Origin of the sequence: Raoultibacter timonensis (assembly GCF_022845715.1) — a bacterium.
GTDB classification, from domain to species: Bacteria; Actinomycetota; Coriobacteriia; order Coriobacteriales; family Eggerthellaceae; genus Raoultibacter; species Raoultibacter timonensis.
On sequence record NZ_AP025564.1, the window covers coordinates 996,291 to 1,012,204 of the forward strand.

The following is a 15,914-nucleotide window of genomic DNA, read 5'->3' on the forward strand; positions in this document are numbered from 1 at the left end:
ATGTGATCTTTTACGAATCGAGTTTTTCTACTGCATTGGCTCCAGCCAATCGCCCCGAGGTGAAGGCCCATCCAAGTGCCACGCCGCCGTATTGCGCGTAGGGTTCAAGGTTCGTGTAGAGCACGCCCCCGCTGTCGTTACCGCATGCGTACAAGCCGTTGATCGGCGTACTGCCATCCGCCTTGAGAACGTTGAGGCTCGTATCGACGTCGAGTGCGGCTATCGTTGCATAGGGCGTCGCATCCGCCTTTATCGCATAATAGGGACCGTAGTTAATCTGGGAGATGAGGGTCTTCTCGCTTTTGCCGAACTCCTCGTCCTTTCCGTTTTTGCAGTAGCTCTCATACCTCTCAACTTGCGCTACGAACTCCTCCGGAGGCACACCGATTTTCCCAGCGAGCTCTTCAAGCGTATCCGCTTTAAACACGTATCCTTTGTCTTCGGCGGTTTTCAGAACTTCGTAGACTTGCGGAATGGGCGTTACCTGGGGGTAGCCTCCCTGGCCAAATACTTTCGTCGAACTCTGGAACTTACCGTCTTCGCCGGGATATCCATTCTGAGCAAGTCCGTCAACATAGTCGCTGCCGTATATGGTGAACCAGCTCGGCCCGCCGGCCCAGAATGCGAACGTGCCGCTTTCGTTGTAATGGCGAACCCCGTCTGCTCCTACCTGAAGGGCGTTTCCGTTGATCCCCATCATCATGGGTATGTCGTTAAGTGACCAGGTGTTCTGTTCAAGCATTCGCTCTTCGAGGCCGTCGCGATAGTAACAAGGGTATTCGGTAAGGTAGTCGGACGTGGTTTTGAAATGAATGCAGGGAGACATGTCGATGTTGTACGTTCCGGCACCTTGCTGAATGGCGGAATCGATCATCTGACCTTTGTTTTGGTACATGCCCCAAAGATGCCACCGTGCAGCGAGGGGATATTCGGGATTTTGCAGGTACTTCTCAAGCATATCGCCATTGCCGCCGAATCCGCCAGTGCAGAGGATAACGGCCTTGGCGTTGATCGTGTATTCGGTTCCGTCGACGTTGCTTCGGGCTTTTACGCCTCTCACCTCGTTGCCCGAATCGTCGAGAATCAGTTCGTATGCTTGCGTTTCGAGAAGATACTTGCCGCCGAGCGCTTCGAAATCGGCGATGATGCTGTCGTAGTATTGCCCTACTGAAGAGGACCGGTCGCCAAAGGTGTAGTTAGGATATTCAGATGCGTAATCTTTTCCCTCATCTTGATTCGAGAGGTAGATATACTGCTGTTTGCATAGCCATGTACTGGTTCCAAAGCCCTTCTTGGCATTGCTGAATACGAATCCGTGATCGAACTGAAGCCAATCGACCGTTTTCCCCGATTCGTCCATGAGGAGCTTCACGCATTCCGGTTTGCATGGCGTGCCCTTTGAGTAGTTCGCCATCCAGTCTTCATACAGACTGTCGTAATCGCACCACTCCTCTCCGTTGTTGTATTTCTCGATATAACGAGGAGCGTTTATGCTGAAAGGTTCTCCGGCATTCGAAGCGGTGCCGCCGTATTTACCTGCTGTTTCTATTGCTAGTACGCTGACCTCTCTACCAGCTGCAGCCATCGCTTCGGCCGCAGCCATAGCCGCCGAGCTTCCTGCGCCGCCGAGTCCGCAAACGACGATGTCGTATTCAAGCGTTTTCTCATCGGTTGATTGCTCGAGCGGCTTATAGAAGTTATGGATTGCGGTGCTGTTTGACCCGCCTGCTTCGAGCGCTTTCTTGAGTGCGCGTTCCGTGGCCGTTTTGATGCCAGCGCTTACGCTTGTTGCACCGGTAATCGAATCAACGATGACGGATTGGGATTCGACCATGCGAGGGATGAGCAGGTCTTCGGCTGCTTTCATGATGAGCGGTTCTTCGCGATTGAGCTTCTTGTCGATAACTTCAATGCTCTTGAAGCTTGTTTCGTCGACTTCGACCTTGACGCGGACGGGTTCGATCCAGTCGAAGCCATACGCCTCGCCAACATAGATTCCCGGCTCCATGGCGATTTCCCCGGTTTCTTCTAGGAGGCCGGCTTGCTGTAGGCATTCTTCGGCGGCTCGAAAAATCGCCCTGCTTGTCGTCGTCGCCCCGGAAACCGAATCGACGCCCTCGAGACTACCCGCTTCGGTGATTTTCTCGGAAAGTATCTGCGCTGCCTTTCCGCCCTTTTCGGGGGTTTCTCCCATGTCCGCGATATCGGCTTTTGAGATCTTGCCGTCCTCGATCGTGAGCTTGACGGTAACGTCGCCGTGGAACCCCTTGGATGATGCGCTAAAGGTGCCGTTTTCTCCTTGGGGTGCTTCGCTACTGGATGAGCAGCCGCTAAGGATGCCGCCTGCTGTAGCCATGCTCGCTCCGACGGCGAGGCTCAGAGCCGTACCTTTAAGGAAACTGCGCCTGTTGATGTTCGTTACCATATACCCTCCTTGTTGATGAAGCTGAAGAAACAAGGCGAGTCTAGGAAACCTCTTATACGGCGTCATCCTTACAAAAGGAGGATATTGGCGAAACACCAGTTCAAAATAAACTAAACCCCGCGCACTTCGGCGTTCGGCACGATCGTGCGAAGCTCGGGGAGAAAGCCTCGCAGCTCGTCGGCGGCATAACCGTGCAGTTCGCCTTCGCCGGCCAGTACCGTATCGGAGTCGACGAAGCTCTGCAGATGCCATGAGTCGGCGCCCTCGATCCAATGCGCAAGGGCAACAAGGCTTTCCCCGTCGTGGAATTCCCGCAGCACGGTTGTGCGGAATTCGTAGGGTACCGTCCCGGAAAGCAGATAGGAGATGCTGCGTTCGATGGGTGCCATATCGAACCTCTCGACGCCGACGGTTTCCGCGTAGCGTTCACGGGAGTTCTTAACGTCCATGGCAACGTAGTCGATCAGACCGGCTTCGACGAGCTCGCGCAGCTTCTCGGGAAAGCTGCCGTTGGTGTCGAGCTTGACGGCAAAGCCGCGGCGCTTGATCGCAGCGCAGAATGCGGCTATGTCCGGCTGCAAAAGCGGCTCGCCACCCGTGACGCAGATGCCGTCGAGCAGGCCTTGGCGCTTGTCGAGAAACGAGAAGAACTCGTCCTCGGAAATTGACGGAAACGCGCCGTTCTCGTCGCCGGCTACCAGGTCGGCATTGTGGCAGAACGGACAGCGGAAGTTGCAGGCGGGTGCGAATACCGTTGCGGCCGTCTTCCCCGGAAAATCGAGGAGCGTGAGTTTTTGGAGTCCGGATATTCTCATGGTCTCCTGATTGTAGCACTTCGGCAGGAGAGCTCGATCCTCTCCTGTGCGCCGGCCGATCATCGCGAACCTCTTCCTCCTATGGTCGGTCTGACGGGCGAGGACAGTCGCTCGACCGCGCTGTTTGGCGCCGTACGTCGGCTTTTCGTTGGGCGACCGTTTCCGCTACGTTGATGAAAATACTCAGAGAAAAACATAAACTACAACATGTAGTTGCCGCACGCAGAAAAGAATCTAGATATGGTGAGGTTTCCGTTGACTTGTGCGGTAGGCGGGACTAGGATACTGATACTTCAAACAGCACATACGGCAGGAAAACGAAGGAGCATGCATAATGTACCAGGTCAGAAAACGCGACGGTAAGATCTCCGATTTCGACATCGCGAAGATTTCGGGGGCGATCGCCAAAGCGTTCGACGCGTTGGAAAAGCAGTACCATCCCTCAACCATCGATCTTCTGGCCCTCAACGTGACCGCGCACTTCGAGCCGAAGATCAAAAACGGCATCGTCGATGTCGAAACCATCCAGGACAGCGTCGAGGAGGTGCTCTCCACCGCCGGGTACGCCGATGTTGCCAAGGCCTATATCCTCTACCGCAAGCAGCGCGAGAAGGTGCGCAACGCGAATGCGACCCTGCTCGACTACAAGGCCATCGTCGACAGCTACGTGAACGTCGAGGATTGGCGCGTGAAGGAGAACTCCACGGTCACCTACTCCGTCGGCGGCCTCATCCTTTCGAATTCGGGTGCCATCACGGCCAACTACTGGCTCTCCGAGATATACGACCAAGAAGTTGCCGAGGCCCATCGCAGCGCCGATATCCACCTCCATGACCTTTCGATGCTCACGGGGTACTGCGCCGGCTGGTCGCTGAAGCAGCTCATCCAAGAAGGCCTCGGCGGCGTTCCGGGAAAGATCACCTCGAAGCCCGCAAGCCATCTTTCGAGCCTGTGCAACCAGATGGTCAACTTCCTCGGTATCATGCAGAACGAATGGGCGGGTGCCCAGGCGTTCTCGAGCTTCGACACCTACCTCGCGCCGTTCGTCAAAGCCGATGGCCTTACGTACGAGGAAACCAAGCAGTGCATCGAATCGTTCGTGTTCGGCGTGAACACGCCGAGCCGCTGGGGCACGCAGGCGCCCTTCTCGAACATCACGCTCGACTGGACCGTGCCCGCCGACATGAGAGACGTTCCGGCCATCGTGGGCGGCAAGGACATGGAGTTCACCTACGGCGACTGCAAGCGCGAAATGGACATGGTCAACAAGGCGTTCATCGAGATCATGATCGAAGGCGACGCGAACGGGCGCGGGTTCCAGTACCCTATTCCCACCTACTCGATCACGCGCGACTTCGACTGGTCGGAGACCGAGAACAACCAGCTTTTGTTCGAGATGACGTCCAAATACGGTACGCCTTACTTCTCGAATTACATCAACTCCGATATGGAGCCCTCCGACGTGCGCTCCATGTGCTGCCGCCTGCGCCTCGACCTGCGCGAGCTGCGCAAGAAATCGGGCGGGTTCTTCGGCAGCGGCGAATCGACCGGTTCGGTGGGCGTCGTGACCATCAACATGCCGCGCATTGCCTACCAAGCGGAATCCGAAGCCGATTTCTACCAACGCCTCGACCACCTCATGGACGTCTCGGCGCGTTCGCTCAAGACCAAGCGCACCGTCATCACAAAACTGCTCGATGCGGGTCTCTATCCGTATACGAAGCGCTATCTCGGCACGTTCGAGAACCATTTCTCCACGATCGGGCTCGTCGGCATGAACGAGGCGTGCCTGAATGCGAAGTGGCTGCGCGCCGATATGACGCAGAGGGCCGCCCAGGAGTTTTCGAAGAACGTGCTCAACCACATGCGCGAGCGTTTGAGCGATTACCAGGAAGAGTACGGCGATCTGTACAATCTCGAGGCCTCGCCGGCCGAAAGCACCACGTACCGCTTCGCCAAGCACGACAAAGAGCAGTTCCCCGACATCATTACGGCGAACGAAAACGGCAAGCCCTACTACACGAACTCCTCGCACCTGCCGGTCGGCTATACCGAAGACATCTTCAGTGCGCTCGACGTGCAAGACGAGCTCCAGACGCTTTATACGTCGGGAACGGTGTTCCACGCGTTCCTCGGCGAGAAACTGCCCGACTGGAGGTCCGCCGCCACGCTCGTGCGCAAGATCGCCGAGAACTACAAGCTGCCGTACTACACCATGTCGCCCACCTATTCGGTATGCAAGAACCACGGCTATATCGCCGGCGAGGTGTACGAGTGCCCGTGCTGCCATGAGGAGACTGAGGTGTACAGCCGCATCACCGGGTACTACCGCCCGGTCAAGAACTGGAACGACGGCAAGTCGCAGGAATTCCACGATCGCGTCGTGTACGACATCGGCGCGTCGAAGCTCGTGAAGGGCGATGCGGAAGTTGCCGCCCGCGCAGCCGAGTCGACTGGCGTCGCCGAGTGCGGTGGGGAAGCGGTTGCGGTCGCAGGCGCTCCGTCTGCGGAGGCCGCCAGCGCGCCCGCCGCCGCGTCGAGCACGCTTCCCGCGGGTGTCTACCTGGTGGCAACGCATACCTGCGCGAACTGCAAGCATGCCGAGCAGCTCATGCAGAATGCCGGCGTGCCGTTCGAGAAGATCTTCGCCGAGGAGAATCCCGAGCTCGCTCGTCGTTACAGCATCATGCAGGCTCCGACGTTGCTTAAGGTGGGTGCCGACGGCAAGGCCGACGTCGTTCGCGGTGCCGCGGCGGTGTTCCAGGAAATCCCGAGCCTGAAGGTGCATGCGTAGGCTCGCTGCACACGTTCGGAAAAACATCGGTTTCAGGGGCCCGCTCGGGCCCCTTTCCTATGTGGTGTGGGCGGTATGGGAGCGCGCTGTTTCGTTCGCCTGGCGACGGACGCGGACCGCGCGCGGAGTTGCGGGTTCCGCGTACCTTACGCCCCGAGGTATTCGAGCTTCGCCTTCACGATGCGCGCTGTCGATTCGTCTATCCGCGATTCGGGGATGCGTCCGTCGTTCACGGCGTCGATGACGCCCTGGTAGGCGGCAGGGAAGTCGGATGGCATGAGCACCATATCCACGCCCGCTTCGATCGCTGCGATGCCCGCTTGGTCGGCTGTGCAGAAATCGCCGACGGCACCCATCTCCATGGCGTCGGTGATGATGATGCCGCCGAAGCCGAGCTCGTCTCGCAGCAGGTCGGTCACCACGGCGGCGTTGATGGAGGCTGGTATGTCGGTGCCGAGCGCCGTGGGCAGAGAAAGGTGACCTACCATCACGAACGGCACATCGGCTGCTATCGCGGCCTCGAAGGGCACGAGCTCCCAAGCGCGCAGCTCGTCGAGCGTCTTGTCCGAGACGATGGCCCCCTTGTGGCTGTCGCCCATAACGCCCCCGATGCCGGGGAAGTGCTTGGCGCTGCAGAGCATGCCCGAGCTCTCGAAGCCTTCGACCTGGGCTTCGACCATCTCAGCCACGGTCTGCGGATCGCCTCCGAACGAACGGAGCGCCATGACGTCGGTGCTCGGATCGCCGCAAATGTCGGCATCGGGTGCGAGGTTGAGGTTGAACCCGAGGTCGGCGAGATAAGCGGCCACCGTCTCTGCCGCCGTCTTCGCCTGCGAGGGGTCTCCCGTTGCCCCGGTATCCGCCATGTTGCCCACGTCTTCGATATCGAATCCCGGATTGTCGGCAATCCGCTTGACCGTGCCGCCCTCCTCGTCGACGGCGATGAAGGCGGGCAGGCCCGAGGCTTCCTGTGAGTAAGCTTGCGTGTTGGCGATCATCGTTTTCGTTTGATCGGGATCGATGAGGTTCTTCTGGAAGTAGACGATGCCGCCGACCGGATATTCTGCCAGGGCGCTTTCGGTCGCCGCGCCCGCCTGCGTTGCGGCGTCCACCCCAGTGATCGCCTCGGGCGTCACCATGAACATTTGGGCGACTTTCTGCTCCAGCGTCATGACGGAAACGCGCTCTGCGGCCTGCTCCTCGATCGTCGGTTCGGGGGCGGGCTTTTGCGTGTTCGGCGGGGCAGCGGGCTCGGTCGTATTCGGGGCTTCTGTTTCGATGGCCGGCTTATCGGCGGTTTCGCTCGGATCGTCGGGAACCGACGCAAAGGAGCAGCTGACCAGGGAGGCCGCACAGGCGATGAGCGCGCAGGCTGCGATGAAGACGGCTTTCTGGCCTATGCGGCCTTTGCGGTTCTTGGATGTTGCGCGAAGTGCCACGATCCGATCTTTCTTTCAGGGCTGTCCATGTGGTGTGCGCCCAGTATAAAAGCGGAAGGCCGAATCGCACGCAGTTCCCTGTTTGCTGCAAGCAATGGTTGAGGCGCATTCGGGGCTGCGCACGAGCGCGAGCGCCAGTTGCGTCGCCCGGCGGGCCGAGCGACGCAACGCTCAAGAAAATGGATTCTGCGTGATGGGGATAGGCGCGCGTAAAGCAGCTTGCGCATGCGTCGTCGATGCGCCTTGCATTGTTGATCCGACGCCGACATAGCCGAATGTGGCAGAGAATTCGACCTGTGTCAATTCAAGAAGGAGTTACTTTATTGATAATGCGGCAAGTTGTAGGGAAACCCCAGTTCGTGAGGTATCGAAAGCATGCGCACTTGATACCCAAGTTATTCCATTTTGACACAGGTCGAAATTTCTGCCAGATTCTACCCATCGGCCGCTCGATCGCCGTTGACGCGACTCTGCTCGAAGCCTCGCATGGACGCATGTCGATTCTGACATATCGGGAGATGTGCCAGGAAGCGGCTTCGTCGGCATCGCATCGGGAGATGCGGGGTGGCATTGCGCCGTTCGGCATCGGGGTGCCTGCCCAGCGCCGGCCTGGCAGCATCGGGGGCGCCTGCCCAGTGCTGGGCAGGCGGTATCGGCCTTGCTGCGAGAAAGCGGTCGGTCCTAGGGCACGACGTTCGGGGATGCGGGTTTTGGGCGGGGGTTGCCTGAGGCAATTTCCCCCTCAGCACCCTGCGCGGCGGGACGCTCGCACGAAATGTCGGTGATCCTGACGGAAGCGTCTCCGTTCGCACCTCTGGCGCCATTGGCTCCGCCGGCTGCGTGGGCCCGCCCCCTCGCACCGCGTCTGCCCTCGATCATTTTCGGCAGCCAGACCATCGTTACCAGGCAGGTTGCCGCCAACGCAATGCAGATTCCGAACACGGCAGGCGCCGCACCGACGCTGCTCGCCCCGACAGCCGCCCCGCATGCCGCCGTGCCGATGGTTCCACCGAGGCCGCGGAAGAACAGCGCCATCGACGTCGCCTTGCCGATGTTGTGCGGTTCGGCGCCCGTCTGCGCAGCTATGTTCCCGAGCGGCATGCTCATGCCTATGCCGAAGCCGAGCACGGCAGACGAAACCGCTATCTGCGCCAAGTTCGTTTCCGCACCGATGATGCCGAGCGCAAGCGAACCTGCGCCCATGACGATAAAGGCGATGCGGGCGAGCGTGCGCATGCGCCCGGTTTTGCCGAACAGCCTGCCGGAGGCGTTGCTGCCGATAATCAGGGCGAGCGTCATCGGAATTGTTGCGTAGGCGGATTCGGTCGAGCTCAATCCGAGCGCTTCCTGGGCGAATCGGGGTATGAACATGATTCCGGCAAGCAGGAGGAACTGCGCCCCGAAGCTGAGCACGAAAGCCGCCGAAACCTGCTTGCGGGCGAAGAGCCGCACGGGGACGATGGGCCTTTCTCGGCCTTTTTCAGCCGCCACGAGCAGCGCGCCGAATAGCGCGGCTGCGATCAGGAGGCCGAAGAACGGGGCAGACCACCAGGCGAACAGGTCGCCTGTGAGGCTGAATGCAAGAACAAGCGGCACGACGGTTGCCGAGGCGAGTACCGCACCCCGCAGATCGAGACGTGATTCCGAATGAGCGCTTTTGCCGGGAAGGAGCTTCGTTACGAGCACGAGCGCCACGATGCTGATCGGGAGGTTGACGAGGAAGATCCAATGCCACCCGACGGTGTCGGCGATAAGGCCGCCGACGAGCGGCCCCGCAACGCTTGCCAGCCCGTACATCGACGAGATGGCTCCCATGTACTTGCCGCGCTCGCGCGGTTCGAACAGCTCGGCGACGGTGATGAATACGCCCGACTCCACGAACCCGCCGCCGACGCCCTGCACGGCCCGCATCGCGGTGAGCGCCTCGATCGAGTTCGACAGGGCGCAGCCGAGCGAAGCGCCCGCGAATACGAGAATACCCAGCATGAACATCTTCTTATGCCCCACGCGTGCGGCGATGCCGCCGCAGAGCAGCGTGGCGATCGTGCAGGTGAGGAGGTAGGAGGTGAACGGCCACGTATAACGGTCGAAGCCGGAAAGCGCAGCGGCGATCTTGGGCATGGCGGTGCTCACCACCGTTGCGTCGAGCGCTGCGATGAACAGGCTCAGCATCAGCCCGACGATGACGCCGTCCGAGGCGGCTTTTGCTTGTTGCTCCATGGGAGCCTCCAATCTACTTACGGTGAAAGTACTATCACTGATAGTTAATAGGGAAAAACAAACCGGGCAAGCCCGGTGCGTTTGCGTGATGGGTAGGCGCGCGTCGAAAGCGCGTCGAAGGCGCGTTATTTGCCATACGGCTAGCCTGCGCCACCGTTCTCCTCGTCGCCGTAGAACTCGTGCTCGTATTTCTCGAGCCAATCGGCCACGAGACGGTACGTTTGCGCGCAGAGATCCATCGTTGCGCGAGCTTCGAGCCGGTCGTAGTCGGGAATCATCTTCTCAACGCGCTCGGCAGTGGCGCGATGCGATTCGATCAACTCGGCGATGAGCCCGCGACCCTCTTCTTCGTCGATCCAGCAAAGATTCGCCGTGATGGGCAAAAACCCGTAGTCGACGCGCACCGGCTGCGAAGCCGTTTTATGCATGAGCTCGCGCAGGCGTTCGATGCCCTTTTCAGTGATGGAATAGATGGTCTTCTCGGGCATCTCGCCTTCTTTGACCACTCTGCCGTCGGCGTACCCCTCGTCGTAGAGCCTGATGAGATTGCGATATACCGAGGGGGAGCTGATGCGTATCCAGCGGCGTACGTTGCGGATCTCCATCTCTTTGTCCATTTCATAGGCGCTCATCGGGCGCTCCATGAGAGCTCCGAGGATCATGATCTCTATCGATTCACTTGCCATCGCAATCTCCTTTCGCAGCAAATACTATCACTGATAGTATTTGTGTCAAGGGTTTTTCGGGTGGATCTCGCGATAAGGTAATCTCGGCTACTTTTGGTTGCGAAATGTGCATTCCTGTGTAAAAAAAGTTAACTTTAGCTTCCATTATGGAAAAGTTTGGTCTATGATACATTTTGTTACATAAAGCTAACATCGTGAGGTGTATGGGTATGCAGGAGACTATGGCAGTAAGCAGCACGATATCCGCAGTACATGAAGCGCCCAACGTTGGAAGGGCTCAGATGCCGCTGTCGTTTTTGGGACGCGGCCAGTCGGCCACCATTGCAAAAGTGCGCGGCAAGGGCGATCTGCATCATCATCTCGAGAACCTCGGGTTCGTCGAAGGCGCCGAGGTTTCGGTTGTCTCCGAGATGGGCGGCAATCTGATTGTCGAGATCAAGGGCTCTCAGGTTGCTTTGAACAAGCAGGTTGCAACGCGCATCATCACCCAATAGGGAAACATCCGGGGTTCTGCGGCGTTTGGCGGGTTTCGGCTTGCCGGGCATGCGCGCCCTGGTCGGGAATACGAACAGCAAGAAAGGTAGGAAGCATGGCAGAAGCTGCTGGGGAAAAGACCCTGCGCGACGTGAAGATCGGCCAGTCGGCCGTCGTCCGCAAGCTTACGGGCGAAGGCGCTTTGAAGCGCCATATCATGGATATGGGCATTACGAAGGGCACCGATGTGTACGTTCGCAAAGTCGCACCCTTGGGCGATCCGATCGAGGTTACGGTGCGAGGCTACGAGCTCTCTCTTCGTAAAAGCGAGGCCGAGAGCATTCTCGTCGGTTAAGGGTCGTACCCGACCGTTCGGTCGGGCTGAGGCGGTGAGCGACCGCCGAGCAGGCTTTTCATGGCCGAAGCCGCGGCATGGAAAGCATTTTTTTGGGATGCGAGTTAGCATAGGTTAACTTGAAAGTGCGGATCAACCGCAGGGCGGCGAAGGATCGCGCCGCCGAGAGATGAAAGGTAGAACATGGGAATTCGCATAGCGCTTGCCGGCAATCCGAATTGCGGCAAGACGACGATGTTCAATGACTTGACCGGTGCCAACCAATACGTCGGCAACTGGCCTGGCGTGACCGTCGAGAAGAAGGAAGGCAAATACACACGCGACAAAGACGTGATCATCACGGACTTGCCGGGTGTCTATTCTCTTTCGCCGTATTCTCCCGAGGAGATCGTAACGCGGGACTATCTGCTCGACGGACGTCCCGACGTGGTTATCAACCTCGTCGATGCAACGAATCTCGAGCGTAACCTGTATCTGACCACGCAGGTGCTCGATCTGGGGCTTCCGGTGGTTATTGCGCTCAACATGATGGATTTGGTCAAGAAGAACGGCGACAAGATCGACGTTGCCCAACTCTCCCGGAAGCTCGGGTGCCCCATCGTGGAGACTTCGGCGCTCAAGGGCACGGGTATGCAGGATCTGCTCGACACCGCCATCAAGGCGGCGAAAGCGGGCAAGCCTGCGGCGTCGGAGCTTCGCTACGATGAGAAGGTCGAGGCGGCTCTTGCCGAGATCGCGAAGGTGATCGAGGGCGGGGTGCCCGCCGATACGCTTCGTTGGTACGCAACCAAGCTATTCGAAGGCGAGGAGCGCACTATCGCGGGTTTGAAGCTCTCCGCTTCCGACATCGCAACGGTCGACGCCATCCGCGAGCGTGTCGAGACCGAAGAGGATGACGATGCCGAGAGCATCATCACCTCCGAGCGCTACGATTCCATCGTCGGCTTGGTGTCTTCGGCCGTCAAGGTTTCGCGCAAGGGGATGAATACGACCCAGAAGGTCGACCGCATCGTCACGAACCGATGGCTGGGACTCCCCATTTTCGTCGTCATCATGGCCTTGGTGTACTACCTGGCCATTTCCGTCGGCACGGGCGTTGTGACCGACTGGGCCAACGACGGCATTTCGGGAGATGGCTGGCTCTACACCGGAGGTGCTGCCTACGAAGAGGCGGTTGGCGAATGGGAGGGCGATCAGGCGAATATCGAAGCCTACCTCGCCGCAGCCGAAGAAGGCGGCATCGACGTCGAAGGCGTAACGGCGGCGCTTGAGGCCGAAGAGCCTACCGCTGAGGACGAGTCGGCAATAACCGCGTTCGAATCCGAGGCGCAGGCGGCGGGCGTCGTCGGCATGGTCGAAGACGAGGAGACCGGCGAGGTCACCGAAGTCAACGGCGTCGCTTTCGCAAACGCCCTCGAGGCGGAAGAGCCCGATCCCACGGAGTTCGGCTTGTTCATCCCCGGTTTGACGCCGGTGGTTTCCGATGCGATGACCGCCGTAGGCGCCGCACCGTGGCTGCAAAGCCTCGTGATCGACGGCATCATCGCGGGCGTCGGTGCCGTTATCGGCTTCATCCCGCAGATGATCATCCTGTTCTTGCTGCTCTCCGTGCTCGAGGCGTGCGGCTACATGGCCCGCGTCGCCTTCATCATGGACCGCATCTTCCGCAAGTTCGGCCTGTCGGGCAAAAGCTTCATCCCGATGCTCATCGCCTCGGGCTGCGGCGTCCCCGCCGTCATGGCCACCAAGACCATCGAGAACGAAAAAGACCGCCGCATGACCATCATGACTACGACGATGATCCCGTGCGGCGCGAAAATGCCGATCATCGCTCTCGTGTTCGGTGCTTTGGCCGGCGGTAACACCGAGGCTACCTGGTGGATCGCTCCGATGTTCTACTTCCTCGGGGTAATTGCGATCATCATTTCGGGCATCATGCTCAAGAAGACCAAGATGTTCGCCGGCGAGGCGAGCCCGTTTGTCATGGAGCTTCCGCAGTACCACATTCCGGCTATCAAGACCGTGCTTCTGGCCACGTGGGAACGCATCAGGAGCTACATCGTCAAAGCCGGTACCATCATCTTCCTGTCCACCATCGTCATCTGGTTCCTCATGAACTTCGGCATGTACGATGGCCAGTTCGGCCTGCTCGATACCGAAATGGACGGCTATATCCAATACAGCCTCATGGCCGGTCTCGGCAACGGTCTTGCCTGGATCTTCGCGCCGCTCGGCTTCGGTAACTGGGAATCGACCGTCACTTCGGTCACCGGGCTTGTTGCCAAAGAGAACGTTGTTGCGACCGTCGGCATCCTGACGAGCCTCGGCGATGTTGGGGAGGCCGATCCCTCGATGTGGTCGGCGTTCGCCCTCATGCTCGGCGGCTCGGCGCCCGCGATCGTCGCCTTCTGCGCCTTCAACCTTCTGTGCGCACCGTGCTTCGCCGCCATCGGCACGATCCGCCGCCAGATGGAGAGCGCCAAGTGGACGTGGTTCGCCATCGGCTACATGACGGTGTTCGGCTGGGTCGTCGGTTTGATGCTCTACCAGTTCGGCGGTCTTATCACCGGTGAGCTGTCGTTCAACCTGTGGACGGTGGTTGCAGGCGTGTGCTTGGTTGCGATCCTGTTCCAGCTTTTCCGTCCGATGCCGAACTACGATAAGAAGAATGCGAAGAAGCTCGCAGCCGAAGGCAGCGCCGCGTAAGACCGATGGCGCTGTAGGCGGGCAACCTCGAAGAGGGGTTCGCATGCAATGGAAACGCACCCGGTCTGTCTTGCGTAAGAGTGCCGGGCCGATGAAACGAGAAAGGGGCCTGCTATGCAGCCGATGATGTGGAACTTTTCGACCATCGTCATAAGCTTGGCGATCATCGCTCTCACGGTCCTCGCCGTACGCCGTATGGCGAAGCGCGGTTTGTGCGATTGCCATGACGGAGAATGCTCTTCGGGCGGGTGCACCGGATGCGGCGCTGTCGACAAGATGGTTGCCGATATGGAACGCGCCGCCCGCGCTCAGAGGTAGCGCCCGCGTATACGTTCGATGCAAAGGAGCCGGAGACCCTTGGGGCTTCCGGCTCCTTTGTTCGCTGCGGCGCTTATGCTGCGGGTGCTTCCTTGGCGACGTTTTGCCCGGCGATCCTGCCGAGCGTCACGGCGCAGAGCACCGTAGCGCCCGCTGCGCAGTTCCACTCGCACACCACGCCCGCTGCGTACAGGCCGGGAATGGGGGAGGTCAGGCTGCCGTCTTTCGTGGGGGCCATGAGCTTCAAAGCCTGGGCTTCGGTGTTCGTCCTGAAGCCGCCCATGGTCACCGAAGTGCTCACCGAAATCGGCGCGGCGTAGAACGGGCCGGTCAGCGGAACCATGAACTCGGCGGGACGTCCGAAATCGTCTGCTTCCCCGGATTCGCACAGGCCGTTGAACCGATCGACGGTTGCCCGCACCTTTGCGCCGTCGAGGCCTACCGCCTCCGCTACTTCTTCAACCGTCTCGCCGGTCGCCCATTCGATCGGGCGCATGGCGAGCACGGCTTCGAGTTCGGGAGTGGTCCCGATGAAGGCGATTACCTGCGTGCCCTGCTCGTTTTGCTTGCGCACGATCGCGCGGTGGCCGTTCGGGTTCTCGTAGTTCGTCTCTTCGTTGAAGAAGCGCTCGCCATCGGCATCGAGCCACAGGCCGTGCAGGCGTTCGTAGTAGTTCCAGTTGACGATCGATCCCGATTCGACGCCTGCGAGCGAGCTCATGAGCGGCAGTTCGGATGCCCGTGCGGTGTAGGCGCCGATGTCCATGGCCATCGCGAGGCCGTCGCCCGTGGCCCCGGGATTCGAGCCGGGCAAGAGGTGCGCGCTCTCGGCGTTCAGCTGGGCGAGCATCGCGGGACTTCCGGCGTAGCTTCCCGTTGCCATGACGACGCCCTTGTTCGCTTTGATGCGCATGTCGCCTTTCTTCGACGAGGCTGCGACGCCGATGATGCGGCCCTCGTCGTTTGCGAGCAGCTTCGTGGCGGCGGTTTCTGTTTCGATGGTTGCGCCCGCTGTCTCCGCATTCTCTTTCAGAACGCGGACCATCTCAGCGCCCTTGCCGTCGACCTGGTGTATCACCGGCAGCTCGGTGTAACCGAAGCGCGGGGCGACCTCCTCGACGAACGGCACGCCGATTTCCTGTAGCCAGTCGATCGTCTCGCCGCTTTTGTCGGCGAGAACGCGGGCCACCTCGGGGTCCTTCGGGCCGTACCAATCGGGATGGCCCATGAACCAGTCGTATATCTCATCTGCGGAGACGTCGATCCCCTGTGCCTTTGCGAGCTTGGTTCCCCAGCCGCCGAGGATACCGTCGCACAGCGTCGAATCGCCGCCGACGATGTTGGTCTTCTCGAGCACGATAACGCTTGCGCCTGCGTTCGCTGCTTCAACTGCAGCCGCAAGGCCTGCGCCGCCCGAGCCTACGACAACCACGTCGGCTTCCTCGTCCCACGTTTCCGCGCCCTTGTCGTTTGACGTTTCGGGTGCGCTGCATCCCGCCAGAAAGGACGAGGCCGCAACTCCCATAGAGCCGACAAGCGCCGCTCCCACGAATCCGCGCCGCGTCAGTTTCTTGTCTTCGAGCATGATGATCCCTTTCCCTTGTTTCCCTTTTCTCCCTTTCGGACTCTCGTCCTCGACCGAAGCATATGAGCGGTTTACTGTAAGTGTCAATATCTAAAAA

11 protein-coding genes are annotated in these 15,914 nt (G+C 59.6%); 5 read left to right on the forward strand and 6 right to left on the reverse strand.

The features are described 5' to 3' along the window. Positions 1–10: 10 nt before the first annotated feature. Together MWL89_RS03920 and MWL89_RS03925 are read right to left on the reverse strand one after the other, a co-directional pair. Entirely contained in the window at positions 11–2,425 is a 2,415-nt protein-coding gene (locus MWL89_RS03920; protein WP_244411832.1) for an FAD-dependent oxidoreductase, read from the reverse strand. A 110-nt stretch (positions 2,426–2,535) separates the two neighbouring features. Continuing rightward, a complete protein-coding gene (locus tag MWL89_RS03925) occupies positions 2,536–3,240 on the reverse strand; it encodes an anaerobic ribonucleoside-triphosphate reductase activating protein (protein ID WP_244411833.1) in 705 nt (234 codons plus the stop codon). A gap of 334 nt (positions 3,241–3,574) precedes the next feature. On the opposite strand from MWL89_RS03925, the gene MWL89_RS03930 reads away from it, so the two are divergent. Further along, complete coding sequence (locus MWL89_RS03930; RefSeq protein WP_244411834.1) at positions 3,575–6,034, forward strand: ribonucleoside triphosphate reductase; 2,460 nt, start codon at positions 3,575–3,577, stop codon at positions 6,032–6,034. Positions 6,035–6,180: 146 nt separating this feature from the next. Here the strand turns inward: MWL89_RS03930 and MWL89_RS03935 are convergent, their stop codons facing one another. From MWL89_RS03935 to MWL89_RS03945, 3 genes are all read right to left on the reverse strand, one after another. After that, positions 6,181–7,473, reverse strand: coding sequence for a glycoside hydrolase family 3 protein (locus MWL89_RS03935; protein WP_244411835.1), 1,293 nt, complete (start codon positions 7,471–7,473; stop codon positions 6,181–6,183). A 681-nt stretch (positions 7,474–8,154) separates the two neighbouring features. Next, complete coding sequence (locus MWL89_RS03940; protein WP_244411836.1) at positions 8,155–9,693, reverse strand: MDR family MFS transporter; 1,539 nt, start codon at positions 9,691–9,693, stop codon at positions 8,155–8,157. A 140-nt stretch (positions 9,694–9,833) separates the two neighbouring features. Continuing rightward, positions 9,834–10,379, reverse strand: coding sequence for a PadR family transcriptional regulator (locus MWL89_RS03945; protein ID WP_102378908.1), 546 nt, complete (start codon positions 10,377–10,379; stop codon positions 9,834–9,836). Positions 10,380–10,600: 221 nt separating this feature from the next. Between MWL89_RS03945 and MWL89_RS03950 the strand changes: the two genes are divergently transcribed. The 4 genes from MWL89_RS03950 (at position 10,601) to MWL89_RS03965 (ending at position 14,232) form a co-directional block, all read left to right on the forward strand. Then, entirely contained in the window at positions 10,601–10,873 is a 273-nt protein-coding gene (locus MWL89_RS03950; protein WP_244411837.1) for a FeoA family protein, read from the forward strand. A 95-nt stretch (positions 10,874–10,968) separates the two neighbouring features. Then, complete coding sequence (locus MWL89_RS03955) at positions 10,969–11,208, forward strand: FeoA family protein (protein WP_102378906.1); 240 nt, start codon at positions 10,969–10,971, stop codon at positions 11,206–11,208. A gap of 183 nt (positions 11,209–11,391) precedes the next feature. Next, on the forward strand, positions 11,392–13,914 hold the full coding sequence (feoB, locus tag MWL89_RS03960) for a ferrous iron transporter B (protein ID WP_244411838.1): 2,523 nt from the start codon (positions 11,392–11,394) through the stop codon (positions 13,912–13,914). A gap of 114 nt (positions 13,915–14,028) precedes the next feature. After that, complete coding sequence (locus MWL89_RS03965; protein ID WP_244411839.1) at positions 14,029–14,232, forward strand: hypothetical protein; 204 nt, start codon at positions 14,029–14,031, stop codon at positions 14,230–14,232. A gap of 73 nt (positions 14,233–14,305) precedes the next feature. On the opposite strand, the gene MWL89_RS03970 is transcribed toward MWL89_RS03965, so the two are convergent. Then, the gene (locus tag MWL89_RS03970) at positions 14,306–15,817 is read right to left on the reverse strand and encodes an FAD-dependent oxidoreductase (protein ID WP_244411840.1); all 1,512 of its coding nucleotides are present in this window, start codon (positions 15,815–15,817) and stop codon (positions 14,306–14,308) included. Positions 15,818–15,914: the final 97 nt, after the last annotated feature.

Coding starts and splice junctions, on each gene's coding strand:
- MWL89_RS03920 (WP_244411832.1), bottom strand. CDS start 2,425: ATGGTAACGAACATCAACAGGCGCAGTTTCCTTAAAGGTACGGCTCTG.
- MWL89_RS03925 (WP_244411833.1), bottom strand. CDS start 3,240: ATGAGAATATCCGGACTCCAAAAACTCACGCTCCTCGATTTTCCGGGG.
- MWL89_RS03930 (WP_244411834.1), top strand. CDS start 3,575: ATGTACCAGGTCAGAAAACGCGACGGTAAGATCTCCGATTTCGACATC.
- MWL89_RS03940 (WP_244411836.1), bottom strand. CDS start 9,693: ATGGAGCAACAAGCAAAAGCCGCCTCGGACGGCGTCATCGTCGGGCTG.
- MWL89_RS03945 (WP_102378908.1), bottom strand. CDS start 10,379: ATGGCAAGTGAATCGATAGAGATCATGATCCTCGGAGCTCTCATGGAG.
- MWL89_RS03950 (WP_244411837.1), top strand. CDS start 10,601: ATGGCAGTAAGCAGCACGATATCCGCAGTACATGAAGCGCCCAACGTT.
- MWL89_RS03955 (WP_102378906.1), top strand. CDS start 10,969: ATGGCAGAAGCTGCTGGGGAAAAGACCCTGCGCGACGTGAAGATCGGC.
- feoB (WP_244411838.1), top strand. CDS start 11,392: ATGGGAATTCGCATAGCGCTTGCCGGCAATCCGAATTGCGGCAAGACG.
- MWL89_RS03965 (WP_244411839.1), top strand. CDS start 14,029: ATGCAGCCGATGATGTGGAACTTTTCGACCATCGTCATAAGCTTGGCG.
- MWL89_RS03970 (WP_244411840.1), bottom strand. CDS start 15,817: ATGCTCGAAGACAAGAAACTGACGCGGCGCGGATTCGTGGGAGCGGCG.